The following is a 25570-nucleotide window of genomic DNA, read 5'->3' on the forward strand; positions in this document are numbered from 1 at the left end:
TTCTTTAAATAAATCCCAGAATACCAAGAAGGGCTCCAATCGCGATGAGATACAAAGGATGCCATCTTGTGAATAAGGTAGTGGCTATTGTGCCGAGCGTCAAGAGATAAGCTGCAAGACTATGATTAATTTGCAAGGCAATCTGCCATGCTGAAGAGAGAACTAGACCTACGGCTAAAGCGCTTGCGGCAAACTGAATCATTTGTTGCTTTTGCTTATCTTGCATACTCAAGATTGAGCGCTGCAAGAAATAAATCATGATCGATGAAGGCCAAGAGATCGCTAATGTGGCAATCGTTGCACCTAGGACGCCGCCCACATTCCAGCCAATAAGAGTGACGGTCATTAAGTTGGGGCCAGGGGCCGCTTGCGCAATTGCAAAATAGTCAGAGAAGGTTTGGCTATTAATCCAATGCTCTTGATTAACAGATAAGTCGTATAAGACAGGTAGTAATGCGTTAATGCCCCCAAAGGCAAATACAGAAAATGCGGAAAGTTTTAGAAAGAGGCTTAGAAGCGTGCTAATCATTGCTTGACCTTCTTCCATGCTAGCAAAATAGCTAATGGAGAGCTGAGCAATACAACCCAACCTAAACCTAATTTGAAAAATGTTGCAGACAGAATTACTAAAATAACTACCGCCAGCATGGGCGGGTATTTAAGCTCGCTACGAAGCATCTTAAAGCCAGTGCTAGCAATTAAACCAACCCCAATTGCTGATACGCCTCTGAGCATACCTTGAACTATAGGCATATAGCTGAAGTGTTCATATAGGACTGCTAACACAAGCAGTATCGCTACTGGACCAAGCATCAACCCAAGCACTGCTGCAAATGCGCCAGGCACACCGGCAAACTTGCTACCAACACAAACCCCAAGATTCACAATATTGGGCCCTGGAACAATTTGGCAGATACCCAGCATGGCATTAAATTCTTCAGAAGTCAGAATCTTGTCCCGCTCAACCAGCGTTCTTCTAGCCCAAGGTAACACCCCTCCAAAACCGGACATGCCGATTTTGCTAAAGCTGATAAATAACTCAACAGGGGTTAGTGTCTTCAAAATGACTTCGACTTTATTTGAGCTTTAGCTTGGTTTGTAAGGATGTGGAACGGGTTTTTGATCCAACCAAGCTTCTAGTGTCTCAGTGATGCCTTTAGCAAAAGCCTCAAAAATAGGCTCAGCAATAAAGCCAAGATGCGGCGTTACTAATAGATTGGGCGTATTGCGCAGCGGATCTTTTTCTGGAAGAGGTTCAACATCAAAGACATCAATCGCTGCCTGACCCGGCCTACCCGCAATCAATGCTTTTTGTAAGTCGCCCATATTAATGAGGGCTGCACGCGAAGTATTTACCAAGATTGAATCGGGACGCATTAAGGCTAATTGATCTGCGCTAATAATTCCCTTGGTACCGGGTCCTGCCACTAAGTGCATAGATACAACTTTAGATGTGGATAGTAGTTCATCTAGGCTAACGGACTTGGCGTTCTCGGCTGCAGCGCGTTCTGGCGTCATGCGCGGACTCCAAGCGACAACCTCCATACCAAATGCAGCGCCAACCCGCGCAACACGGCTACCAATAGCCCCCAATCCCATAATGCCGAGGCGTTCACCTGCCAGCATTGGAAGAACGGATAGTTGATCGCGCCAACCACCAGAGGCGATGAGTTTATTTTCTTCAACTAGACGCTTTGATGCGCCCAAAATCAAGGCCCAAGTTAATTCAGCGGTTGTGTCCTTTGAAGGACCGCCTGGGGAGCAAGCAATTGGAATATTGCGAGCTACTAAAGCGGATGCATCTAGAGTGCCATTGCGCTCGCCGGTAAACATCAGGAATTTCAGCTTTGGTAGGCGTGCGATCATGGCTTCATTAAATGGTGCACGATCGCGAACAATTGCAATAATATCGGCATCCTTCGCAACTTCATAAAGAGCCTCATCACGCAAAGGCTCATGATGAAAAGTCAGATTAGCTTGCTTCTCTAATTTTTCCCAATTCGAAAAACGACGCAATGCACGTTCGTAATCTCCAAGAATGACGATATTAGGCAATGAGCTCATAAATGCTTTCTAAATTAATCTGGTGTGCAAAGGCTGATGATTTGTTTGAGATCGGAAGCTTGTCCTAATTTCCACAAAGCAGAGATGAGTTGACGAGTTTTTTCTTTGCCGATTACGGGTTCAGCGAGGCTAGTAAATTTTTGTTCTAGATTAGCATCGCTCATAGGGTTTTCCAATGAGCCAATCGCGTTCTTTACAAAGATATGAACTTCTTTGCCGTTCTTTAAGAATGCTTTCACATCAACAGATGCTTCGCTGATAGAAGTATCTGTGGTTGCGTTAACTTTAGCGCGCAAAGCTACCACATCAGCGCGATTGACGATGTCATCAGCGTACTCACCTTCGCCTGCTTGACCAAAGATAAGGCCAACAGCGCAACCATGGTAGACGCTAAATTTGCCTTCAAGCCCATCCTTTGGCGTCTTTTTGCCAGTGAGCTCTAATACGAGCGGATGAACACGCAATTCAATACGCTCAACATCTTCAGCCTTCACGCCTTGAGCGCGTAACTGAGCGCAAGCATCAATCGCAGGGTGAATCACAATGCCACATGCAAATGGTTTGTAGGTGTTGAGTGAAATCTCAAATGACTTACCCAGTTCGCGATCGATCTCTGACCAGTCACATTTAGTTGAAACGGTTTGCATATAGCCACGACCTGCTTCAAGGGCTTTTGGACTTGCTGTGAAACCATGTTTCGCTAATAGGGCAGAAAGTTGTCCTGCGCGTGCAGCACCACCTGGATGGAAAGGTTTAGTCATCGTGCCAAATTGCTCGCGCATGCCCACTGGTTGTGAAGCTGCGATGCCTAATGCCATGGTAGTTTTTTGTAAATCTAAGCCCATTAAGCGCGCACATGCCGCTGCAGAGCCAAGTGTCCCAGTAGAGCCGGTGATATGCCAGCCACGGTGGTAATGGTCTGGGTACATCGCATTACCAACGCGACAAGCAACATCAATGCCGAGAACGAGTGAGTCGATGATTTGGCGACCGTTTGCACCAATGTGCTCACCTAGTGCCAAGATGGCCGATGCAACAGGGCCTGCAGGGTGGATCACTGTTTTGAGGTGGGTATCGTCAAAGTCAAATGTATGCGAGCTGATGCCGTTAATTAAAGCCGCACCACCCATGTCAACTTTGTCTTTGCGACCCAAGATGCTTGCTTGCGGTGCCGGTTGGAATTCGCGAACAGCTGCCAAGGAGGATTCCACGCTTTCATGATTTGCCGCACCAATTGCGCATCCAAGCCAATTTAAGAATGTACGGTGCGCCTCATGGTCTACTTCAGGAGTCCAACCTTGGGTTGGGTGAGAGTGAACAAACTGAGCAAGCGTTTTGGTAACTGGTGGCGCATTGAGATCGGCTGCTGCGGCAATAGCGTGAGACATATGATTTCCTGTAAATGAATGAGTAAGTATTTGTGGTTAATTGGATTTAAGAAACTATTCAATTTCGATATGACGATCTTTGGCAACTTTTGCCCAGCGTGCGATATCCTCTTTGATGTAGTTGGAAAACTGAGGTGGCGTCATCGGCATGAGCGTCATGGCTTCACTGGTCATTTTTTCTGAGAAGTCTGGACTTGCAAGCACCTTATTGAGCTCAGTATTGAGTTTTGCAACCACTGTGGGTGGTAAGTTTGCCGGGCCTACGATGCCGTACCACTGTTGGCCATCAAAGCCATTAAATCCTAACTCCTTAAAGGTAGGAATATTGGGTGCGGCAGAACTGCGTTTGGCGCCAGTGACTGCAAGTCCGCGAACGCGATTAGTAGTGATGTAGGGTAGTGCGGCAAACAGCGTGGGAAGCATTGCCTGTGTTTGGCCGGCCAATAAATCAGTGTAGGCAGGACCTACGCCTCGATAAGGAACGTGAACCATAAAAATGCCAGCAGCCAATTTCAGCTGCTCCATACCTAAATGCGTTAAGGTGCCTGGGCCTGCAGATCCATAACTCAGTTTGGCGGGATTCTTCTTTGCGTAATCGACAAACTCTTTAAAGTTTTTGATTGGCAGATCAGGATTGATAATGAGCACATTTGGCGTGGCCCCAATCATGCCAATGGGTGTGAAGTCTTTAATCGCGTCGTAAGGTAAGCGACGAACCGCTGGATTTGTTCCATGAGTACCCACATAAGCAACCATCAAGGTATAACCATCTGCTGGAGCTTTGGCTGTTGCTTGTGAGGCAATTGCACCACCACCGCCACCCATATTCTCAACAATAACTGGCTGGCCAATAGAGCGTGAGAGTTTTTCTGCAACCGCGCGAGCGATGTTATCGAGTCCGCCGCCTGCGGCAACTGGAGCAATCAGCTTTATTGGTTTAGTGGGGTAAGCCGGCGTTTGTGCGTGGGCATTTTGATTTAGGAGTAAACCTAAAATGACAAACAAAAAAGATAAAAAAATCGGCTGTTGCCGATAAAGGGTATTAGACATGTCTCAGGCCTAGATTTTGTTATTTAATAGTTTTTGTAAAGCCTGATTATTTTACTATTTATGGCTGATTTTGGTGTTTTAGCTGGTTTTGATGTTTTTGCGAGTGGAGCGATCCAGGGGGATTGACTCAAGGGTGGGTTCTAGGGCCTCGCGTGTGTCAAAAACAAAGCAACTACCTTGATAGTGTGCTGATCCTACTTCTTCAAAATACTTCAGAATGCCACCCTCCAGCTGGTAGCTGTGTTCCATACCAATTTCACGCATGTAAAGGCCAGATTTTTCACAGCGGATACCCCCAGTACAAAAACTCACTAATGTTTTATCGGCTAACTCATCTTTGTGCGCAGAGATGGCGGCAGGAAATTCTGTAAATTTTTCAATATTGAAATGCAAGGCATTTTCAAAGGTGCCGTAGTCGACTTCAAATGCATTGCGAGTATCAACCATCACCACAGGTCTACCAAGATCATCCGTTCCACGATCTAACCATTCTTGTAGTTTTTTCGGTGAAATAAAGTTCGCGCGACCTTTTTCTGGCTGAATAGTGGGGTGATTCATGCGAATGATTTCATTTTTGAGCTTGATGAGCATTTTTTTGAAAGGTTGCTCATCTGACCAGCTTTCTTTTGCCTCAAGTGGGGCAAAGCGTGGGTCAGCTCGGAGCCAATCCAGAAATCCTCGCAGTGCATCGGGCTTGCCAGCCAAAAACATATTAATGCCTTCGCCAGTGAGCAGAATCGTCCCCTTGAGCTCGCGGGTATTGCATTCCTCCAGCATTTTTGCGCGCAGTTCAGGTAGCGCATCTAGGCTGACAAATAAATAGGCGGCAATATTAAGGATCGATTTCATATGTTTCTTTTGGTGACCTAGCTATTATCGAGCAAATAGCCTCAATGGGTGGTAATCTTCCTGATTCACTATAGGAGACAAACCCATGAAGCTGACGGCTCAATTTGGCATTAAAGCCCTTCAGAATATCCTGGCCTTGGCATTAATTGCATTTGGTGCAAGCACCCTGGTATCAGCCCAAACAACTGGTTCTGGAGCCTGGCCTACACAAAAACCCATACGCCTAATCGCAGTATTCCCGCCGGGCGGTTCCGTTGATCAAGTAGCACGTATTTTGGCTCCCGCTTTGCAGGCAGAATTAAAACAAAACGTGATCGTTGAAAACGTGGGCGGTGCATCGGGTGTGATTGGTACTTCTGCTATGACGCGCTCAGATCCTGATGGCTATACATTTGCCGTAGTCTTTGATACCCACGGTGTTAATCCTAGCCTCAAAGATAAGCTTCCCTACGACACGATTAAAGACATTGCTCCTGTCATTTTGGTCGGCACTTCACCGATGGTGTTGGTAGCTAGCAAAAATTCTGGCATCACTAGCTTTAAGCAGTTAGTAGACCAATCTAAAGCAGGCAAAAAATTTAGCTATGGCTCTATTGGTATCGGCAGTCTTGGCCACTTAGCGATGGCACGTTTAGCCAAGCAAGCTGGATTCGATTGGAACCATATTCCTTATCGTGGCGGTGGCCCATTGATGCAAGACGTGTTGGGTGGCCAAGTGGAGCTGGCTGTTGGGTCAGAGTTCTTGGTGAAACCTCATATTGAAAGCGGCGGCGTCATTCCATTGGTGATTACTACTGCAAAACGTTCCCCTGCTTTGCCTAACGTACCAACAATTTCTGAGAGTGGCTTTCCTGGCTTTAGTGCTCCTGCTTGGTGGGCGGTGTTAGCTCCAGGCAAAACGCCTCCAGCAGTAATTGATGCAATGAATAAAGCACTGAATAAAGCCCTCAAGAATCCTGCTGTGGCTGCGAAATTTAAAGCCCAAGGCATTGAAGTGGTCGGCGGTAGCCCTGAGACTTTACGTGACTTCATCGGCAAGCAAATTGCGATTTGGGGCAAATTTGTTATTGAAAACAATATTAAAGAAACAGCTCAATAAGAGTTATTTAACTAAAGGTATTTATGTCAGAACGTTTAATTCCTTATCAGCCAATGGATTTGGCTGAGCCAGCTGAGTTGGTCGCTGCGATTCGTAAACGTCGTGGCGGTCAATTTATTAATTTGGACCGTATGTTGTTGCATAGCGTGCCAATCGCGGAAGGTTGGAATCATTTCATTGGTGAAATTCGTAACAACCTGTCACTAGATCCAAAGCTACGCGAGTTGGCAATGTGTGGTGTAGCTGTTCTAAATGGTGCTGAGTATGAGTTCTTTCATCATGCACCTCCTTTCAAGAAAGCTGGCGGCACAGAAGAGCAGGTTCAGGCATTGCGCTTAATCGGGCAAGCTAACTTCCCTAGAAATCTGTTTACTCAGGTTGAAAATGATGCGGCTGATCTGACATTTCAGATGACGCGTAACATTAAAGTTGATCCTGAGTTAATGGGGCGTCTACAAAAAGCGTTGGGTAGCACGGATACCGTAGAGTTGGTGACGGTGATTGCGGCATACAACATGGTCTCACGCTTCTTAATTGCATTGGATGTCAATCCAGAAGATCATCCACCTGCTTAATTTGGAGAGCGGCACATCATGATTCGCAACATTCAAACAGTAATTCCCGGTATCGCCACCTCGGATGGTGCGGGCGTGAAGTTGCGACGGAGTCTTGGTGGTCAACAGCAAGTTCGATTGGATCCATTCTTGATGTTGGATGAGTTTTCATCAAACGACCCAAATGATTATGTTGCTGGCTTTCCGCCACATCCCCATCGTGGCTTTGAAACGGTGACCTATATGCTCGAAGGTCACATGCTGCATGAAGATCATTTGGGTAACCAGGGACATCTCAAGACGGGTGGCGTGCAGTGGATGACAGCAGGGCGGGGCATTATTCACTCCGAGATGCCCCAGCAGGTGAGTGGCGCAATGCGAGGCTTTCAGCTGTGGATTAACTTACCGGCCAAAGAGAAGATGAAGCCAGCAGGCTATCAAGACATCCAGGAAGAAAATATTCCAAAGGTATCTCTTGCTGACGGCGGCTCGATAAAAGTAATTGCTGGCTCGTTTCAGCATGGCAATCAAACTATCACGGGACCAATACATGGCATCAGTACTGCACCTGTATTTTTAGATGTGCATTTACCTTCAAACGCAGAATTTGAATACCCTCTTGCAAAAGAGCTCAATGCCTTTGTGTATGCCTATGAGGGCGCCCTAGAAATTGGTAGCCCTTTGAAAGCTGCCCCTAAGCAAGCTGCGATTGTCTTGGGCGAAGGTGACCAACTCAAGGTAAAGGCGGGCACTGAAGGTGCGCAGTTTATTGTTTTGGCTGCATTGCCTTTGCGCGAACCGATTGTGCAATACGGCCCCTTCGTCATGAACACCCGCGCTGAGATCGAGCAAGCGATTGATGATTATCAAAACAATCGTTTTGTAATCTCTTAATGATTTATTGGAATGAGGGCGGGCAACAATGCTCCGCAAGATGGCATTCTGAAAACGGGATAGCGCCCCATCAAAAAATTCAGACTGGCGATGACACATTAACCGCGGATGCAGCTTACCGCTTGGCTTGTGAGGGCACAGCCATTTTGTATCGAGGCGATTTCCAAAATGCTAGACAGTTGCTGCAAGCTCTGGTTCGAAGGGTGGATAAGCCTTCCAAGAAATCAAAAAGAGCAAATAAAGACTCTAAAGATGAAAAAGTTAAAGACAAAAGCCCCTTAGATCTTTTTAACTTGCATCGCTTGTCGCAATCGCAGCGGGCGCGTATTTTAGGAATGTTGTTGATTCAGATTGAGTCGGATCACTCTATCCCCCTTAGGAGGGCGCCAGATGTCGCTCAAGCTTGCCTAGAAGCATATGGCCCACAAACACAGTCTTACATTATTTCTTTGCGGGAGTTATTAGGCGTTATTAGCGCTCATGAGTGGCGCAAGAAAGGCGTTCCTATTCTAGTTAGGGATGATGAAGAGATTCGTATTCATCCGCACTATGGTGTGTTTTCTCCTGTGCGCGGTGAATATATTGAGTTGGTCTTAAAAGCGCCTTTGCCAAAAGTGCTTATCAAAAGTTCCACTGCTTTTGATATCGGGGTAGGCACTGGAGTTTTATCCGTCGTTTTGGCAATACGAGAAATTCAAAACATCATCGCGACAGATCAAGATGATCGAGCAATTGCTTGTGCAAAAGAAAACATTGATCGTCTTAGCTTAAGCAATAAAGTGAAGATTCAGAAAACCAATTTATTTCCAGATGGGAAGGCTGCCTTGGTTGTTTGTAATCCACCTTGGTTGCCTGCGAGATCTAGTTCCTCTTTGGAGCATGCGGTATATGACCCTGGCAGTCAGATGCTCAAAGGCTTTTTGGGTGGTTTAAGAGAGCATCTTTTGCTCGAAGGTGAGGGCTGGTTAATTCTTTCAGATTTAGCCGAGCATCTTGGTTTACGCGCTCGAGAAGAGCTGCTCAACTGGATTGATGATGCGGGTCTAACTGTGATTGAGCGCCTTGATACCAAGCCTCATCATCCAAAGGTATTTGATCAATCTGATGCCTTGTATGCAGCAAGATCAAAAGAGATAACTTCTTTGTGGCGTCTAGCTGCTAAATAAAAAAACAAAACCCCTCTAAATGTCAGAGGGGTTTGTCTTATATGGTGGAGTCGGCGGGAATCGAACCCGCGTCCGCAAATCCTCCACAACAAGTTCTACATACTTAGTCATATCATTTAATTTAATCAGCTAGGCACGGACTGACACGTTTCTCGCTGACGATTCACTAAGTTTTCGTACTATTCTTCATGACGCAAAATAGTCTTATCTCTTGTATATGACCCTGATGTAGCTTGCGCTACCTGACCCAAGAGAGAATCAGTTCAGGGGCAACCGCAATTAAGCGGCTAGTGCGTAACGTTCGTCGTTAGCAGTTATTACATTCCCATTGATTTACGAGATAACGGGTCCTCGGTATGCCCTTGATGCTTTGCAATCCACGTCGAAACCATGTCGACCCCGGAGTTCACGCATAAGAACTCTTATTTTAAAGCTGCCAGCCTTAATTTGCTTGGGAATATTGCTTTAATCCCTATTGGGAAAAATGATTTCTACTAGCTCTAGAGGAGTGTTGATAAGGTAATCCGCCCCCCAGGCTTCTGGAGGCTCTTTACACCCGCAATAACCATATGCTGCAGCCACTGTTTTCATGCCAGCAGCTTTACCAGCAATCACATCGCGGATATCGTCGCCCACATAAAGCGATTTTGTAGGGTCGATATTGGCTAATTTGGCAGCATGCAAAATCGGCTCTGGATGTGGCTTGGAGTGGGGGGTAGTGTCGCCAGAGACGGTAGAGGCAGACCTCTTATGAAGCCCCATCAGCTCAACCAGTGGGTTGGTAAAGCGCTGGCTTTTGTTGGTGACTATTCCCCAAGGAAGCTTGGCTTGATCCATGTGATCCAGTAATTGATCAATATCCTCAAACAATTTGCTTTCAACCAGGAGTGCTTTCTCATAGTTGGAGAAGAATTCATCTCTCAAGGTGACGAAATCAGGGTGGTCTGTGCCGATGCCAAAAGCGCCCTCTAGCAATCCTCGTGCGCCAGCAGAGGCGTAAGGGCGAAGAAATTCATAAGGCTTGGGATCTAGATTACGAGCCGTTAGAAGCTTGTTTGTAGCCGCCACTAAGTCTGGGGCGGTATCCGCTAAGGTTCCATCTAAGTCAAAAAACACCCCATGAAAAGGGCTGCTGAAACTACTCATTTGCGAACTGCAATCATGTAGTTCACGTCCACATCGTCGCTCAGGCTATAAACCTGAGTTAATGGGTTGTAGCTCAAGCCTTTCATGCCAAGCATTTCCAATCCAGCTTGGCGAGTAAATGCAACCAACTCAGAAGGTTTGATGAATTTGGCGTATTCGTGAGTACCTTTGGGCAGTAATTTCAGGATGTACTCGGCGCCAATAATCGCAAATAAGTAGGACTTTGGACTACGGTTTAGGGTGCTAAAAAATAGTGTGCCACCTGGTTTGCAGAGTTTGGCGCAGGCGCGAACTACAGATGCTGGATCAGGAACATGCTCCAGCATTTCCATGCAGGTAACCACGTCATATTGTTCAGGCTGTTCATCTGCTAAATCTTCTGCAGAGATCGAGCGATAAGTGAGTTTGGCACCAACCTCTAATGCATGCAGTTCAGCAACTTTCAGTGCTTTTTCAGATAAATCGATACCGGTTGTATCGGCACCAGATTGAGAAATAGATTCAGCCAAGATGCCACCACCGCAACCTACATCAACTACTTTTTTGCCTTCAAGCGAAACAAACGATTTAATCCAATTTAAACGTAATGGATTAATTGCATGCAATGGTTTGAATTCGCTATTGGGATCCCACCAGCGATGAGCTAGGGCGCTAAATTTGGCGATTTCGGATTGATCGACGTTCATGTTGTACTTGTTGTTAATGCTGAAAAAAGTGTAGATGTGATGAATATAGCGGAAATAAAAAAGCCCGCTAGAAGCGGGCTTTTTTACAAGTAAAGTGAATTACTTAGCTGCTGTACCAACAACTTCGATGTCAGTACGGCGGTTCTTAGCACGGCCTTCAGCAGTTGCGTTTGATGCAACTGGATTGCTCTTGCCTTTAGATTCTGTGTAGATACGGCTACCGTCAACACCCTTGCTTACGAGGTATGTCTTAACAGATTGCGCACGACGCTGACCGAGGGCCATGTTGTATGCATCTGTACCGATGCTGTCAGTGTTACCAACAGCGATGATTACTTCCAACTTGATCTTGCTCAAATCAGCAGCGATCTTGTCCAAAGTAGCTTTACCTTCTGGTTTCAAATCAGATTTGTTGAAGTCATAAAGTGTGTCAGCTTGCAAAGTGATTTTGCTTTGGCTAACGCCAGCAGCTGCACCACCAGTCAACGCGCCATCGCAACCTTTAGCTGCAGTAGCAGGTGTCCAGTTGTTATCACGCCAGCACAATTGGCCGTCGCCGTTTTTCCAGTTTAGGGCACCGTCGTTGTTTTGCCAGTTGTCAGAAGCCATTGCTGCAGAAGCAGAAACGGTAATAACAGAAGCGAGCAACACTTTTAGGGTTTTGTTCATTTTTAGTCCTCAAAAATCTCTTTTTTAATTAAAGTCAAACTTAAATGTAATTCGCCCTACCTTAAAGCCAAAACTGCAAAGCGACACATCTCAATTTCGTACAAACTGACAGAATCTTAGCATAGCGCCCCTCTGTCATCAAAATGATATTATTTCTAGATGGAACAAGCCGCTAAAGAAACACTACCAATATCCCTCGAAGACGAAATGCGGCGGTCCTATTTGGACTACGCAATGAGCGTCATCGTCGGCAGAGCCCTGCCAGACGTGCGTGATGGCCTCAAACCGGTTCACCGCCGGGTCTTGTATGCGATGTATGAATTAAACAACGATTGGAACCGAGCTTACAAAAAATCTGCCCGTATAGTTGGCGATGTAATCGGTAAATACCACCCGCACGGTGATTCTGCGGTTTATGACACCATCGTCCGTATGGCCCAGGATTTCTCTCTGCGCTATATGCTAGTTGACGGCCAGGGTAACTTTGGCTCCGTAGACGGCGATAACGCTGCTGCGATGCGATATACCGAGATCCGCCTGCGCAAGATCGCCCATGAGCTTTTGGCCGATTTGGACAAGGAAACCGTCGATTTTGGGCCAAATTACGATGGTAGTGAGAAGGAACCCCTGATTTTGCCGGCCAAAGTGCCGAATTTGCTGATAAATGGCAGTTCTGGCATCGCTGTGGGTATGGCTACCAATATCCCTCCCCATAACCTGGATGAGGTGATTTCGGCCTGTTTACACGTACTTCACAACCCAGAATGCTCTATTGACGAGCTCATTGAGATCATTCCAGCCCCGGATTTCCCGACTGCCGGCATTATTTACGGTCTCCAAGGGGTTCGTGAGGGCTATCGCACAGGTCGTGGCCGTGTTGTTATGCGCGCCAAGACCCACTTTGAGGATTTGGACAAAGGCTCCCGTCAGGCCATCATCGTCGATGAGTTGCCTTACCAGGTAAATAAGAAAAACTTGCTTGAGCGTATCGCCGAGCTGGTGAATGAGAAAAAGATTGAAGGCATTTCTGATTTGCGTGATGAATCAGACAAATCCGGCATGCGCGTTGTCATTGAACTCAAGCGTGGCGAAGTGCCTGAAGTTGTTCTCAATAATTTATATAAGAGCACTCAATTACAAGATAACTTCGGTATGAACATGGTGGCCTTGGTAGATAACCAGCCACGCTTGTTGAACTTGAAGCAAATGCTTGAGTACTTCTTGCAACATCGTCGTGAAGTAGTTACACGTCGTACGATTTTTGAATTACGTAAAGCGCGTGAGCGTGGTCACGTTCTTGAAGGCTTAGCTGTTGCATTAGCCAACATTGACGAGTTCATTGCGATTATTAAAGCGGCTGCAAATCCTGTTATCGCTAAACAAGAATTGATGGGCAAAGCTTGGGATTCTTCAATGGTGCGCGAGATGTTGGCGCGTGCTGAGAGCGATACACCAGGTGGCCGTAACGCTTATCGCCCAGAAGGCTTGCTGGCTGAGTACGGCATGCAAAGCACTGGGCTCTATCGCCTCTCTGATAGTCAAGCGCAAGAAATTTTGCAAATGCGTTTGCAACGTTTGACTGGACTTGAGCAAGACAAGATTGTTAATGAGTACAAAGAAGTCATGGCAGAAATTGCTGACTTGTTGGATTTATTAGCGAAGCCAGAACGCGTGACTCAAGTGATTGAAGATGAACTGAAAGAAGTTCAATCTGAATTTGGTGCCGCAGGCACAGATAACGGTCGTCGTTCATTCATTGAGATGAACGCAACTGAACTCTTCACTGAAGATTTGATCACTCCACAAGATATGGTGGTGACACTTTCTCATACGGGCTATATGAAGAGCCAGCCACTCAGCGAATACCGCGCGCAAAAACGTGGCGGTCGCGGTAAGCAAGCTGCGGCTACAAAAGATGAGGACTGGATTGACACTCTCTTTGTAGCGAATACGCATGACACGATCTTGTGCTTCTCTGATCGTGGTCGCATGTACTGGCTCAAGGTGTGGGAAGTTCCACAAGGAAGCCGCACATCGCGCGGTAAACCAATCGTCAATATGTTCCCATTGATTGAGGGTGAAAAGATTACCGTGATCTTGCCGATCAAGGGTTATCACGATGATCACTATGTATTCATGGCTACTCGTCTAGGTACAGTGAAGAAGACGCGTTTGTCTGATTTCTCTAACCCACGCAAGGCCGGCATCATCGCGGTTGACCTCAACGAGAATGATTTCTTGGTGGGTGCTGCAATTACGGATGGTCAGCACGATGTGATGTTGTTCTCAGATGCTGGTAAAGCGGTTCGTTTTGACGAAAACGATGTACGCCCAATGGGTCGTACTGCACGCGGCGTGCGCGGTATGAACTTGGGTGAAGGTCACCAAGTTATTGCTATGCTGGTAGCGCCTGCGGAAGCAGCAGAGGGCGCGGAAGCTGCGGTAGTTGATGAGAATGGTGTTGCTATTCCAAGTAGCGTACTAACCGCTACTGAAAATGGTTATGGCAAGCGCACTCCAATCGCTGAATACACACGTCATGGTCGCGGTACAAAAGGCATGATTGCGATTCAGACAACTGAGCGTAACGGTAAAGTGGTTGCAGCAGCGCTTGTGTCTCCGGAAGATCAAATCATGTTGATTACTACTGGTGGCGTTTTAGTTCGCACTCGTGTATCAGAAATTCGTGAGATGGGTCGCGCTACTCAAGGCGTTACTTTGATTAACGTCGACGAAGGCACTCGTTTGTCTGGCTTGCAGCGTATTGCTGAGAGCGATTCAGATGAAGAAGGTGCTGACGATGCCGAAGATGGTGAAGCATCTGCAGATCCAGTAGCCGATCAAGATCAGTAAGGCGATGACTTTCGATCACCGCATCTTCAATTTCGCTGCGGGCCCTGCTACCTTGCCTAAAGAGGTATTGAAGCAGGCTGCCGATGAGATGTTGAATTGGCGTGGGCTTGGCACCAGCGTGATGGAGATTAGCCATCGCAGCAAAGAGTTCATGGAAGTCTATGAAGAGACTTTGCAAGATCTGCGTACGCTGATGCACATTCCCGATACCTATGAAATCTTGCTATTGCAAGGTGGTGGTCTTGGACAAAATGCGGCGATTCCAATGAACTTGATGCCTTTGGCGAAGAATGGTCCCAAGGCGGATTTTTTGGTGACTGGTATTTGGTCTGAAAAATCTTATAAAGAAGCGCAGAAGTACGGAACTGCAAATTTAGCAGCGTCATCTGCTGCGGAAAAATTTAATACGATTCCTCCAAGATCCAGTTGGAATTTATCAAGTGATGCCGCTTATGTGCATTACTGCGCCAATGAAACCATTGGTGGCGTTGAGTTTCCTGACGTACCGGATGTTGGGGGCACACCTTTGGTTGCTGATATCTCGAGCAATATTCTTTCTAAGGAAATGGATGTTAATAAGTGCGCCGTCTGGTTTGGTGGTGCGCAAAAGAATATTGGCCCATCCGGCGTCACGATTGTGATTATTCGTAAAGATCTGATTGGCCATAGCATGAGCATTACCCCAACGATTTGGGATTGGGCTATACAGGCCAATACACAATCGATGATCAATACGCCCCCTACGTTTGCTATCTACATGGCAGGCCTTGGATTTAAGTGGCTCTTGAAGCAGGGTGGCGTAAAAGTAATTGAAAAACGCAATCAAGAAAAAGCGGATTTACTCTATCAGTTCATTGATCAAAGTAGTTTGTATGAAAACCGCGTTACTAGAGAATATCGTTCACGCATGAACGTGACTTTCTTCTTGAAAGATGAGAATCTGAATGCAGAGTTTCTGGCGCAATCAAATGCTGCTGGGCTCGTTGCTTTGCGTGGCCATAAAGCGGCTGGCGGCATGCGTGCCAGCATTTATAACGCAATGCCAGTTGAGGGCGTTAAGGCTCTAATTGAATTTATGCGCGACTTTGAAAGGCGGGCCTAATGAGCACTGAAGAACAGCGCCTAGCGCCATTACGTGAAAAAATTGATGCGTTAGATGCCCAAATTTTGGATTTGCTAACTCAGCGTGCTAAAGCGGCCCAAGAGGTAGGTCACGTCAAAGGTGGTTTTTCTTCGCCGGTATTTCGCCCTGAGCGCGAACGTCAAGTTGTTGCTCGCTTACAAGAAATTAATCAAGGCCCTTTGTTGCCTGACGGCATTGCTGCTATCTGGCGCGAAGTTATGTCTGCCTGCCGCGCCTTAGAGGCTCGTCAAACGATTGCCTATCTTGGGCCTGTAGGGACATTTTCTGAGCAGGCAGCGCAAACCTATTTCGGCCACTCAATTGCTGGCTTGCCTTGCGTTAGCTTGGATGAGGTATTTAAGTCGGTTGAGAAGGGCGCGGCGCAATTTGGTGTGGTGCCTGTTGAAAACTCAAGCGAAGGTGCGATTTCTCGCACTCTAGATTTGTTGTTAGATTCTTCGATGCGAATTAGCGGTGAAGTTGTTTTACCTATTCGCCATCACCTGTTAACAATGAGCGGCATCTTAGACGGTGTGACCACTGTCTGCGCCCATGCGCAAGCTTTAGCTCAATGTCAGCAATGGTTAAGCGTGCACGCGCCACAGCTAAAGCGTCAAGCAGTTAGTAGTAATGCGGAAGCGGCGCGCCTTGCCGCTAACGATCCAACATTGGCTGCTATTGCTGGTGATCCCGCCCAAGAAGCCTATGGCTTGCAGGCAGTGGCAGCGCAAATTCAGGATGACCCACACAATCGCACTCGCTTTGTTGTGGTGGGCAACTATGCTTGCCAACCTACTGGTAAGGATCAAACATCATTAGTGCTGTCTGTAGATAACCAGCCAGGCGCAGTACATCGTTTGTTGGCGCCATTGGCAAAGCATGGCGTCTCTATGAACCGTTTCGAATCTCGCCCAGCTCGCAAAGGCACTTGGGAGTATCACTTTTATATCGACATCGCAGGCCATGCTGATGATGCAAAGGTGGTTGCTGCTTTAAATGAGTTAAAGGAAGTGGCCGCGTTTTATAAGAATCTTGGCTCTTATCCTCATTCTGCGTGAGTAAGCGTCTAGCAATTTTTAAAAGATGAATCAGTAAATACATTTAGTAAATTCGAATGACTTCTAAGATTGGCTTAAAACACATTCATGCGATTGCCCCTTACGTTGGCGGCCGTCCGATTAGTGAAGTGGCGCGTGAATACGGTCTTGATGAAAACAAGATCGTGAAATTAGCGTCTAATGAAAACCCATTGGGAATGCCAAAGTCTGCTCAAGAAGCGATGCTTAAAGCTGCTAGCGACTTAGGGCGTTACCCTGACTCCAATGGATTTGAGTTAAAGAATGTTTTATCTAGCTCTTTAGGTGTGCCGTCTGATTGGATAACACTCGGTAATGGCAGCAACGATATTTTGGAGTTAGCTGCTCGTGCAGTTGCGCAATCAGGTGATGAGGTGATTTTCTCTAAGCATGCATTTGCTGTTTACCCACTGGCCACTCAGGCGGTTGGGGCAAAAGCGGTAGAGGTTGCGGCAACCTCAAGCTACGGACATGATTTGCTAGCGATGTTGGCCGCCGTTAAAGCTGCAGGTGACAAAGCAAAATTGGTTTTTGTAGCGAACCCCAACAATCCGACGGGAAGCTATCTCACCGCGAAAGAGATTGAAGACTTTTTAGTGTCGTTGCCATCACATGTTGTGGTGGTTTTGGATGAGGCCTACAACGAATACCTCACACCAGAGCAACGTTACGATGCGATCGCTTGGGTGAAGCGTTTTCCGAATATGATTTTGTCGCGTAGCTTTTCAAAGGCTTACGGTCTTGCAGGTCTGCGCATTGGTTATGGGGTTGCTCAGCCACATTTAACGGATTTATTAAATCGTATTCGTCAGCCATTCAATGTCAATAGTCTGGCGCAAGCGGCTGCGATTGCCGCTTTTCAGGATAAAGCGTTTTTGCAAAAGGGCTTTGAGCTCAATTGCGCTGGTTACCAACAACTCACGAAAGCATTTGATCAACTAGGACTTCGCTATTTGCCATCTGCAGGCAATTTTGTATTGGTGAAGGTGGGTGATGATGACCAAGCCGGCGCGCGCATGAATTTAGCTTTGCTCAAGCGCGGCATTATTGTTCGTCCAGTTGGTAACTATGGACTACCACAGTGGTTGCGTATTTCGATTGGTTTGCCAGATGAGAATGCAGCTTTTATTGACGCATTAAAAGCAATCTTGGCGAGCGAATGACCATAATTAATCCAGCTAGCAATTACGGTACCGTCACTATTGTGGGTGTTGGTTTAATTGGGGCGTCTCTGGGCTTAGCTCTTAAAAAAGCAGGAGTAGTCACAAAGGTTTTGGGTGTTGGTCGCAGTAAAGAAAATTTAGATCAAGCGCAAAAGATGGGTGCGATTGATGGCGTAGTGGATTTGGTAGAAGCTACAAAGCAGTCTGATGTCATTGTGCTTTGTGTGCCTGTAGCGCAAATGCGCGCAGCCTTTGAAGTTATGGAGCCTCTTCTTGAGTCACGCACCATGATTACGGATGCTGGCAGCACTAAAGGTGATGTCATTTTGGCGGCTAAAGAAGTTTTAGGAAAGAAAGCTTGTCAGTTCGTGCCAGCACATCCGATTGCCGGTGGTGCGCAACATGGCGCTAGCGCAGCTAAGGCAGATTTGTTTCAAGGGAAACAAACCATTATTTGCCCTTTGCAAGAAAACTCACCAGAAGACACTGCATTAATCACCGGATTTTGGGAGTCAGTAGGATCCGTTGTGAAGAAAATTGGCGTTGTGCAGCATGATGCTATTTATGCTGCAGTCTCACACTTGCCGCACATTTTGTCTTATGCCCTAATGGCTAGCGTGGTGAACTCTGAGGATGCGGAACAAAAACTGGGTCATGTTGGCGCAGGATTTAAAGATTTCACACGCATCGCTGCTTCCAGCCCAGAGATGTGGCGTGATATTTGTCTTGGTAATCGCACCGCCATTCTGAAAGAGCTTGATCAGTATTTATTGATCGTCAATCACATGCGTAAATTGATTGCGGAAAATGATGGCGCTGGTTTAGAGAAATTATTCAATAAGGCAAGTAAGGCGCGCCAAGATTTGGATGCATCTGAATGAGTGGCTTGCCTGATATCAGTATTGGCCCATTCAAACGAGCACAAGGCTCGATTGTCTTGCCAGGCTCAAAGAGTATTTCTAATCGCGCGTTATTACTTGCAGCACTTTCCTCTGGAACTACGACTCTTAAAAACTTATTGGATGCTGATGACACCCAAGTCATGCGTAATGCCTTGCGCCAGCTTGGACTGATGGTCACCGACAAAGAGAATCATGTTTGTGTGGTTGAGGGTTGTGGTGGAAAATTTCCTGTGCAAGATGCAGACCTCTTTATGGGCAATGCGGGTACTGCTATTCGACCATTGACCGCTGCTTTGGCAATGCAGGGCGGTAACTATCGTCTCTCAGGTGTTGCACGCATGCACGAGAGACCGATTCGCGATCTAGTTGATGGTTTACGTCAAGTGGGCGCAAAGATTGAATACGAATTACAAGAGGGTTATCCGCCGATTAAGATTTTGGCCTCATCTATTCAGATTAAAGATGTGGTGAAGGTACGTGGCGATGTATCGAGTCAATTCTTGACCGCATTGTTGATGGCTTTACCTTTAGTGGCAACTGAACCGGTGCGCATTGAAGTATTAGGCGAGCTAATTTCACGTCCATACATCGATATCACCTTAAAGTTGATGGCTAGGTTTGGAGTGACTGTTTCCTGCCCTGATTCTCAGTCGTTTGTAATCCCAGCTAAAACATCTGATGCGGTTTATAAAAGTCCTGGTCATTTATCTGTTGAGGGCGATGCTTCGTCTGCCTCTTACTTTTTAGCCTTAGGGGCTATTGGTGGTGGCCCAGTGCGCGTGTTGGGTGTGGGTAAAGATAGCATTCAAGGGGATGTGGCATTTGCTGATGCGCTTGCCTTGATGGGCGCCAAGATTACTGCTGGTGAGGATTGGATAGAGGTAGCGGGTGTAAAAAATGCCAGCGGCAAACTTAATGGCATTACTTTGGACTGTACGGAAATTCCAGATGCGGCGATGACTCTGGCAGTTGCCGCTTTATTTGCTGATGGCCCAACCCGCTTAAACAGTATTGCGAGCTGGCGCGTTAAGGAAACGGATCGAATTGCTGCGATGGCAAAAGAGTTAAAAAAAGTTGGTGCAATTGTTGAGGAAGGCGCTGACTACATCGTGGTGCAAGCACCAGCATCACTCAGTGATTGGAAATCTCCAAGCGAGGGTATTGGCACATACGATGACCATCGCATGGCAATGTGTTTCTCATTAGCTGCGTTTGGACCGAATGCACTCAAGATTAATGATCCAAACTGCGTGGCAAAAACCTTCCCAACGTATTTCTCAGAATTTGCAACGGTAGTTGCGTAATCCCATGAGTCAGTTTCCAGTTATTGCCATTGATGGACCTACTGCTTCTGGCAAGGGAACGGTTGCATCTTTAGTAGCTCAAAAGTTAGGCTTTCATTATTTGGATAGCGGTGCCTTGTATCGTTTGGTGGCACTAGCCAGTGAAAAAGAGGGAATCGATGCTAAAAATGGGCCAGAATTAGGCCTTTTGGTGCCTAAGTTGTTGATTTCATTCAAAAATAATCAAGTTTTTTTGAATAATGAGGACGCGACTGAGGCTATTCGGGCGGAAAATATCGGTTTGAGAGCCTCTGCAGTAGCAGTTCATCCAGAGGTGCGCACCGCTTTGGTGAGCTTGCAGCGCAGTTTTAGGCAATCTCCAGGTTTGGTGGCGGATGGTCGCGATATGGCCAGTGTGATATTTCCAGATGCGATTTTGAAGGTTTTCCTCACTGCAACAGCTGCCGCAAGAGCCGAGCGTCGCTATAAGCAATTGATAGCTAAGGGATTTTCTGCTAAACTAGAAGACTTGCTGCAGGATTTACAGGAGCGTGATGCCAGAGATAGCAGTAGAGGCACCGCCCCCTTGTTAGTCGCAGACGGTGCAAAAGTGCTCGAAACATCAGATTTATCGATAGATCAAGCAGTTAAGACAGTTTTAGATTGGTATCAATCTGCAATTGCTTAGCTCAGTTTTGTAGGTAGTAGGTAGTGAGCTGTAGTTGTAAGTAGTAGTTTTGGTGTCTTGAGAAACTCCACAACGCGATCATTTCATTAGCGTGTTTCCTTAAGGCTTTTTTAACCTAACCCGTCAGGCCTTCTGGCGGCACAAAGTGAATATACATGTCTGAATCATTTGCAGAACTATTTGAAGAATCATTAACCCGATCGAATATGAAGACCGGCCAAGTTATTTCGGCTGAAGTTCTTCGCATCGACCATAACTTCGTCGTTGTTAACGCTGGCTTAAAGTCTGAAGCGTTTATTCCTGTTGAAGAATTCCATAACGACGCTGGCGAGATTGAAGTAGCTCCTGGCGATTTCGTTTCTGTTGCTATTGACGCTCTTGAGAACGGCTATGGCGACACCATCCTCTCCCGTGACAAAGCGAAGCGCTTAGCATCATGGTTGAATTTGGAAAAAGCTCTCGAGCAAGCTGAGATCGTTACTGGTACTGTTACTGGTAAGGTTAAAGGCGGCTTGACAGTAATGGTGAACGGTATCCGCGCATTCTTGCCTGGATCACTCGTTGATACACGTCCAATCAAAGACACTAGTCCTTACGAAGGTAAGACTATGGAGTTCAAGGTTATCAAGCTTGACCGTAAGCGTAACAACGTAGTGTTGTCACGTCGTGCGGTTGTTGAAGCTAGCCAAGGTGAAGAGCGTGCTAAGTTGATGTCTAACTTGAAAGAAGGTGCAGTGGTTACTGGCCTCGTTAAGAACATCACTGATTACGGCGCATTCGTTGACCTCGGTGGTATTGATGGTCTCTTGCACATTACCGATTTGGCATGGCGTCGTGTGCGTCACCCAAGCGAGATGTTGACTGTTGGTCAAGAAGTAACTGCGAAGATCTTGAAGTTTGATCAAGAGAAAAACCGTGTTTCACTCGGTGTGAAACAACTTGGTGATGATCCATGGGTTGGTATCGCTCGTCGTTACCCACCAAATACCCGTTTATTCGGCAAAGTAACCAACCTGACCGACTACGGCGCATTCGTTGAAATCGAAAGCGGCATCGAAGGTTTGGTACACGTTTCTGAAATGGACTGGACCAACAAAAACGTTGCTCCAAGCAAGGCTACTGCATTGGGTACCGAAGTTGAAGTTATGGTTCTCGATATTGATGAAGACAAGCGTCGTATTAGCTTGGGTATCAAGCAGTGCAAAGCAAATCCATGGGAAGAGTTTGCGCGTTCGCAGCAAAAAGGCGACAAGCTTTCTGGCGCAATCAAGTCGATTACCGACTTTGGTGTGTTCATTGGCTTGCCTGGCGGTATCGATGGCTTGGTTCACCTCTCTGACCTCTCATGGAATGAGCCAGGCGAAGAAGCTGTTAAGAAATACAAAAAAGGTGATGAAGTTGAAGCCACCGTATTGGCAATCGATGTTGAGAAAGAGCGTATCTCTCTCGGTATCAAGCAATTATCTGGTGACCCATTCAACAACTACACCTCTGTCAATGACAAAGGCGCAATGGTAACCGGCACTGTGAAGAGTGTTGATGCCAAAGGTGCAACTATTCATTTGGCTGATGAAGTTGAAGCTTACTTGCGTGCTTCTGAGATCTCAACAGATCGCGTTGAAGATGCACGCAATGTATTGAAAGAAGGCGATAGCGTAACTGCCATGATCATTAACATTGATCGTAAGTCACGCGTAATCAACCTTTCAATCAAAGCAAAAGACAGCTCTGATCAACAAGATGCAATGAGCAAGCTCCAAGGTGATGCGCAGTCTGGCACAACCAATTTGGGTGCTTTGTTAAAAGCAAAATTGGATAATCAAGGCTAAATCAATATCGCCGCTCTCCATTAGGAGGGTGGCGATTTTTTATTGATAGATCATGACAGATCAAGAGCAACAAGCAATTACCCGCTCCGAACTAGTGGAGAGCTTAGCGGAACAGTTTCCGCAGCTATTGCCTAGGGATGTGGAGTTGGCGGTAAAAACATTGTTGGACACAATGACTCAAGCCTTGGCAGAAGGTAAGCGTATTGAGTTGCGTGGCGTGGGAAGTTTTGTACTTCATCATCGTCCTGCGCGAACTGGTCGCAATCCGAAGTCTGGTGAGAAGGTATTGATTCCAGAAAAGCGTGTACCGCACTTTAAGCCTGGCAAAGAGTTGCGTGAGCGAGTTGATTACAAGCCTTTGAAACAGGCGAGCCCTAAAGAGGGTACTGGTGCCTAGTATTCAGGCTCAACCTCAGTGGTCCATTCGGACCATTTTTTTATTGGATTTCAGCTAAGCATGATTCAAATCGCGACATCTTGGTTGTTGTTGCTACCAGTCATGTTTGGTATTGGTTGGCTAGCTTCCCGTTGGGATCTGCGACTTGAAAATCGCATGGATGAGCGCGAGCGCATGCGTCAACAGCGCTCCACCTTTAAAGGTCTGAGCCTTTTGTTAAACGAGCAACCAGATCAAGCTATTGAGACGCTGGTCAAGATAGCGCAGTTAGACCCTGAAACGGTTGAATTGCATTTTTCTTTGGGAAATTTATTCCGTCGCCGTGGTGAAACCGAACGTGCGATTCGGGTGCATCAGCACTTAGCTAATCGCGATGACTTAAAGCCACGTGATCGAGATCATGCCGCCTATGAATTGGGTCGTGACTTTTTGCGTGCAGGCCTATTGGATCGCGCAGAAGCTTCACTGAATCGTGTGGGTGAAGGGAAATATGCTGTCCCAGCAAAAGAAAGTCTTTTGGAGATGTATCAAGTAGAGCGTGACTGGAAGAAGGCCATCATTGCTGCTACTGAACTCGAGACTCTTCAGGGTAAATCTCACCGTACCGAAATTGCTCAATTTCATTGCGAGCTAGCTCAAGATGCGCTGCGCCGAAAAGATTTGCGTGAAGCTGAGCAATCTATTCAGCGTGCTTTGCAAGCTGTGCCAAATCATGCGCGCGGACTTATTTTGCAGGGTGACTATTTAATGGCGATGGAGCGCCCTGCACAAGCTATTGAAGTATGGGGTGTAGTTGCTGATTCACATCCTGCCTATATGCACCTATTGGCGGATCGTTGGATGCTGGCTCATACCGCCTTAGGCAAAGAGTCTGAGGGCTTAGATCGACTCTGCGCACTCTTAAAAACTCAGGCTACTGGCGAGTTGTTGGATATTGTGCATAAGCAAGTTATGAAGATTCGTGGCCCAGAAGCCGCCAATACGATGTTGTCTGAGGTAATGCAACATTCGCCCAGCTTGAGTGCCTTATCAAAGCTTGCTGAAACGCGCGTTGCATTAGAGGAAGGCAATGCCAACCCAGAGAGACTTTCGGAGTTGCAGTCCATTCTGAATCTCTTGCGCCAACGTACAACGAGTTTGGCTCGTTATACCTGTGGTAATTGTGGCTTCCGTGCTCGCAGATTCTATTGGCAGTGCCCAGGTTGTAATAATTGGGAGGCATACTCACCAAGACGCTCAGAAGGTGTTGCACCCAGCGGCCCTTCAATGTAATTGATCTAGAGAAATAAGATACCGAGAAAATAGAGACCGTATGAAAGTTACGATTGTTGGAAGTGGTTATGTAGGTTTAGTTACCGGAGCCTGTCTTGCAGAGCAGGGGAATAATGTCTTCTGTTTGGATTTAGATCCAAAGAAGATTGAGATTCTCAATTCTGGTGGCGTGCCGATCTATGAGCCAGGGCTAAAAGAAATGATTGATCGCAATCGTGCCGCTGGCAGATTGCAGTTCTCTACCGATATCGCCGCTTCAGTAGCGCATGGGGATATTCAATTTATTGCAGTAGGCACCCCTCCTGATGAAGATGGCTCTGCGGATCTACAGTATGTAGTTGCAGCTGCGCGCAATATTGGTCGCCATATGACCACCCCAAAAGTGATTGTCGATAAATCGACTGTGCCTGTTGGAACAGCAGATAAAGTTCAAGCCGCTATTACTGAAGAACTAGAAAAGCGTAATTTACCTGCTGATCTGTGCTCAGTTGTTTCAAATCCAGAGTTCTTAAAAGAGGGCGCTGCCGTAGAAGACTTTATGCGCCCAGATCGTATTGTGATTGGTACTGAAAACACACCAGCTGGTTTGCGTGCTAAAGAGCAGATGCGCAAACTCTATGCGCCATTTAATCGTCACCATGAGCGTACCTATTACATGGATGTAAAGAGTGCGGAGTTAACCAAGTATGCTGCTAACGCTATGTTGGCAACCCGTATCTCCTTTATGAATGAGTTGGCTAATTTGGCAGATCTAGTGGGTGCAGATATTGAGGCAGTGCGCCAAGGTATTGGATCGGATTCTCGTATTGGTTTTGGTTTCTTGTACCCAGGCACAGGTTACGGTGGCTCTTGTTTTCCGAAAGATGTATCTGCCTTATCAAAGACTGCTAAAGAGCATGGTAGAGAGCTAAAGATTCTCGGTGCTGTTGATGCGGTAAACGAGATTCAAAAGTATGTGTTGGTAGAGAAGATTGAAAAGCGTTTCGGCAAAGATCTCTCTAATATGAAATTCGCTTTGTGGGGCTTGGCATTCAAGCCCAATACAGACGATATGCGCGAAGCTCCAAGTCGCGTCATTATTTCTGAGTTGGTTAAGCGTGGTGCTACGATTGTGGCTCATGATCCAGTCTCAATGCCGGAAGCAAAACATGCCTTAGAGTTAGATTTTCAGGGTAATCCTCAAGGGCTGAAAAACGTTTCCATGGTGGATAACCCCATGAATGCCCTTGATGGTGCGGATGCATTGATCATTGTGACTGAGTGGAAAGCATTCCGTAGCCCTGATTTTGATGTGGTCCTCCAAAAATTGACTCGCCCCATCATTTTTGATGGACGTAATTTGTATGAGCCACAAGCAATGCAAGAGCTGGGTATTGAATACCACGGCATTGGACGACATAATTAAACAAGTCATTAGCA

Annotated in this window: 24 protein-coding genes and 1 other RNA gene; 15 read left to right on the forward strand and 10 right to left on the reverse strand. The window is 46.6% G+C overall.

Going from position 1 to position 25570, the window contains the following annotated elements; genetic code table 11:
* Positions 1 to 4: 4 nt before the first annotated feature.
* The 6 genes from ICV39_RS02455 to ICV39_RS02480 form a co-directional block, all read right to left on the reverse strand.
* Entirely contained in the window at positions 5 to 529 is a 525-nt protein-coding gene (locus ICV39_RS02455; RefSeq protein ID WP_251372711.1) for a chromate transporter, read from the reverse strand.
* Positions 526 to 1062 carry a chromate transporter gene (locus ICV39_RS02460; protein WP_215390319.1) on the reverse strand — a complete coding sequence of 179 codons (537 nt, stop codon included), beginning with the start codon at positions 1060 to 1062 and terminating at the stop codon, positions 526 to 528. The genes ICV39_RS02455 and ICV39_RS02460 overlap by 4 nt, the downstream gene beginning before the upstream one ends.
* Before the next feature lie 24 nt (positions 1063 to 1086).
* A complete protein-coding gene (locus tag ICV39_RS02465; protein ID WP_215390320.1) occupies positions 1087 to 2064 on the reverse strand; it encodes a D-2-hydroxyacid dehydrogenase family protein in 978 nt (325 codons plus the stop codon).
* 14 nt (positions 2065 to 2078) lie between these two features.
* The gene (locus ICV39_RS02470; RefSeq protein ID WP_215390321.1) at positions 2079 to 3452 is read right to left on the reverse strand and encodes an MmgE/PrpD family protein; all 1374 of its coding nucleotides are present in this window, start codon (positions 3450 to 3452) and stop codon (positions 2079 to 2081) included.
* Between the two features lie 54 nt (positions 3453 to 3506).
* Positions 3507 to 4502, reverse strand: a complete 996-nt coding sequence (locus tag ICV39_RS02475; protein WP_215390322.1) for a tripartite tricarboxylate transporter substrate binding protein — start codon at positions 4500 to 4502, stop codon at positions 3507 to 3509.
* 78 nt (positions 4503 to 4580) lie between these two features.
* Positions 4581 to 5351: a sulfurtransferase gene (locus tag ICV39_RS02480; RefSeq protein ID WP_215390323.1), complete on the reverse strand. Its 771-nt coding sequence runs from the start codon at positions 5349 to 5351 to the stop codon at positions 4581 to 4583.
* A gap of 85 nt (positions 5352 to 5436) precedes the next feature.
* Here ICV39_RS02480 and ICV39_RS02485 point away from each other — a divergent pair, with 85 nt between their 5' ends.
* The 4 genes from ICV39_RS02485 to ICV39_RS02500 are packed head-to-tail and all read left to right on the forward strand — an operon-like array spanning position 5437 to position 9064.
* Positions 5437 to 6450 carry a tripartite tricarboxylate transporter substrate binding protein gene (locus ICV39_RS02485; protein ID WP_215390324.1) on the forward strand — a complete coding sequence of 338 codons (1014 nt, stop codon included), beginning with the start codon at positions 5437 to 5439 and terminating at the stop codon, positions 6448 to 6450.
* 23 nt (positions 6451 to 6473) lie between these two features.
* The gene (locus ICV39_RS02490; RefSeq protein ID WP_215390325.1) at positions 6474 to 7025 is read left to right on the forward strand and encodes a carboxymuconolactone decarboxylase family protein; all 552 of its coding nucleotides are present in this window, start codon (positions 6474 to 6476) and stop codon (positions 7023 to 7025) included.
* Between the two features lie 18 nt (positions 7026 to 7043).
* Positions 7044 to 7898: a pirin family protein gene (locus ICV39_RS02495; RefSeq protein WP_215390326.1), complete on the forward strand. Its 855-nt coding sequence runs from the start codon at positions 7044 to 7046 to the stop codon at positions 7896 to 7898.
* On the forward strand, positions 7898 to 9064 hold the full coding sequence (locus ICV39_RS02500; RefSeq protein WP_215390327.1) for a class I SAM-dependent methyltransferase: 1167 nt from the start codon (positions 7898 to 7900) through the stop codon (positions 9062 to 9064). Before ICV39_RS02495 ends, ICV39_RS02500 begins: the two co-directional genes overlap by 1 nt.
* A gap of 42 nt (positions 9065 to 9106) precedes the next feature.
* Here ICV39_RS02500 and ssrA read toward each other — a convergent pair.
* The 4 genes from ssrA to ompA form a co-directional block, all read right to left on the reverse strand.
* Positions 9107 to 9465, reverse strand: a transfer-messenger RNA (tmRNA) gene (gene ssrA / locus ICV39_RS02505).
* Between the two features lie 64 nt (positions 9466 to 9529).
* Complete coding sequence (locus tag ICV39_RS02510) at positions 9530 to 10210, reverse strand: HAD family hydrolase (RefSeq protein ID WP_215390328.1); 681 nt, start codon at positions 10208 to 10210, stop codon at positions 9530 to 9532.
* On the reverse strand, positions 10207 to 10896 hold the full coding sequence (gene ubiG / locus ICV39_RS02515) for a bifunctional 2-polyprenyl-6-hydroxyphenol methylase/3-demethylubiquinol 3-O-methyltransferase UbiG (protein ID WP_215390329.1): 690 nt from the start codon (positions 10894 to 10896) through the stop codon (positions 10207 to 10209). The genes ICV39_RS02510 and ubiG overlap by 4 nt, the downstream gene beginning before the upstream one ends.
* 99 nt (positions 10897 to 10995) lie before the next feature.
* Positions 10996 to 11565 carry an outer membrane protein OmpA gene (ompA, locus tag ICV39_RS02520; protein ID WP_215390330.1) on the reverse strand — a complete coding sequence of 190 codons (570 nt, stop codon included), beginning with the start codon at positions 11563 to 11565 and terminating at the stop codon, positions 10996 to 10998.
* Positions 11566 to 11724: 159 nt separating this feature from the next.
* On the opposite strand from ompA, the gene gyrA reads away from it, so the two are divergent.
* From gyrA to ICV39_RS02575, 11 genes are all read left to right on the forward strand, one after another.
* Positions 11725 to 14418, forward strand: coding sequence for a DNA gyrase subunit A (gene gyrA, locus ICV39_RS02525; protein WP_215390331.1), 2694 nt, complete (start codon positions 11725 to 11727; stop codon positions 14416 to 14418).
* A 4-nt stretch (positions 14419 to 14422) separates the two neighbouring features.
* Positions 14423 to 15520, forward strand: coding sequence for a 3-phosphoserine/phosphohydroxythreonine transaminase (gene serC / locus ICV39_RS02530; RefSeq protein WP_215390332.1), 1098 nt, complete (start codon positions 14423 to 14425; stop codon positions 15518 to 15520).
* Positions 15520 to 16599, forward strand: a complete 1080-nt coding sequence (gene pheA, locus ICV39_RS02535) for a prephenate dehydratase (RefSeq protein ID WP_215390333.1) — start codon at positions 15520 to 15522, stop codon at positions 16597 to 16599. Before serC ends, pheA begins: the two co-directional genes overlap by 1 nt.
* Positions 16600 to 16655: 56 nt before the next feature.
* On the forward strand, positions 16656 to 17780 hold the full coding sequence (gene hisC, locus ICV39_RS02540) for a histidinol-phosphate transaminase (protein WP_215390334.1): 1125 nt from the start codon (positions 16656 to 16658) through the stop codon (positions 17778 to 17780).
* On the forward strand, positions 17777 to 18661 hold the full coding sequence (locus ICV39_RS02545; protein ID WP_215390335.1) for a prephenate dehydrogenase/arogenate dehydrogenase family protein: 885 nt from the start codon (positions 17777 to 17779) through the stop codon (positions 18659 to 18661). The genes hisC and ICV39_RS02545 overlap by 4 nt, the downstream gene beginning before the upstream one ends.
* A 5-nt stretch (positions 18662 to 18666) precedes the next feature.
* Entirely contained in the window at positions 18667 to 19986 is a 1320-nt protein-coding gene (gene aroA / locus ICV39_RS02550; protein WP_215390839.1) for a 3-phosphoshikimate 1-carboxyvinyltransferase, read from the forward strand.
* Positions 19987 to 19990: 4 nt separating this feature from the next.
* The gene (gene cmk / locus ICV39_RS02555) at positions 19991 to 20653 is read left to right on the forward strand and encodes a (d)CMP kinase (protein WP_215390336.1); all 663 of its coding nucleotides are present in this window, start codon (positions 19991 to 19993) and stop codon (positions 20651 to 20653) included.
* Between the two features lie 155 nt (positions 20654 to 20808).
* Positions 20809 to 22482 (forward strand): 30S ribosomal protein S1, encoded by a 1674-nt coding sequence (rpsA, locus tag ICV39_RS02560; RefSeq protein WP_215317277.1) that lies wholly within the window; start codon positions 20809 to 20811, stop codon positions 22480 to 22482.
* A 52-nt stretch (positions 22483 to 22534) separates the two neighbouring features.
* Positions 22535 to 22879 (forward strand): integration host factor subunit beta, encoded by a 345-nt coding sequence (locus tag ICV39_RS02565; protein ID WP_173955239.1) that lies wholly within the window; start codon positions 22535 to 22537, stop codon positions 22877 to 22879.
* Positions 22880 to 22939: 60 nt separating this feature from the next.
* Positions 22940 to 24151, forward strand: coding sequence for a lipopolysaccharide assembly protein LapB (gene lapB, locus ICV39_RS02570; RefSeq protein WP_215390337.1), 1212 nt, complete (start codon positions 22940 to 22942; stop codon positions 24149 to 24151).
* A gap of 40 nt (positions 24152 to 24191) precedes the next feature.
* On the forward strand, positions 24192 to 25556 hold the full coding sequence (locus ICV39_RS02575) for a UDP-glucose/GDP-mannose dehydrogenase family protein (RefSeq protein ID WP_215390338.1): 1365 nt from the start codon (positions 24192 to 24194) through the stop codon (positions 25554 to 25556).
* Positions 25557 to 25570 lie beyond the last annotated feature (14 nt).

The sequence above is a fragment of the Polynucleobacter sp. MWH-UH25E genome (genome assembly GCF_018687095.1).
Taxonomy (GTDB): domain Bacteria; phylum Pseudomonadota; class Gammaproteobacteria; order Burkholderiales; family Burkholderiaceae; genus Polynucleobacter.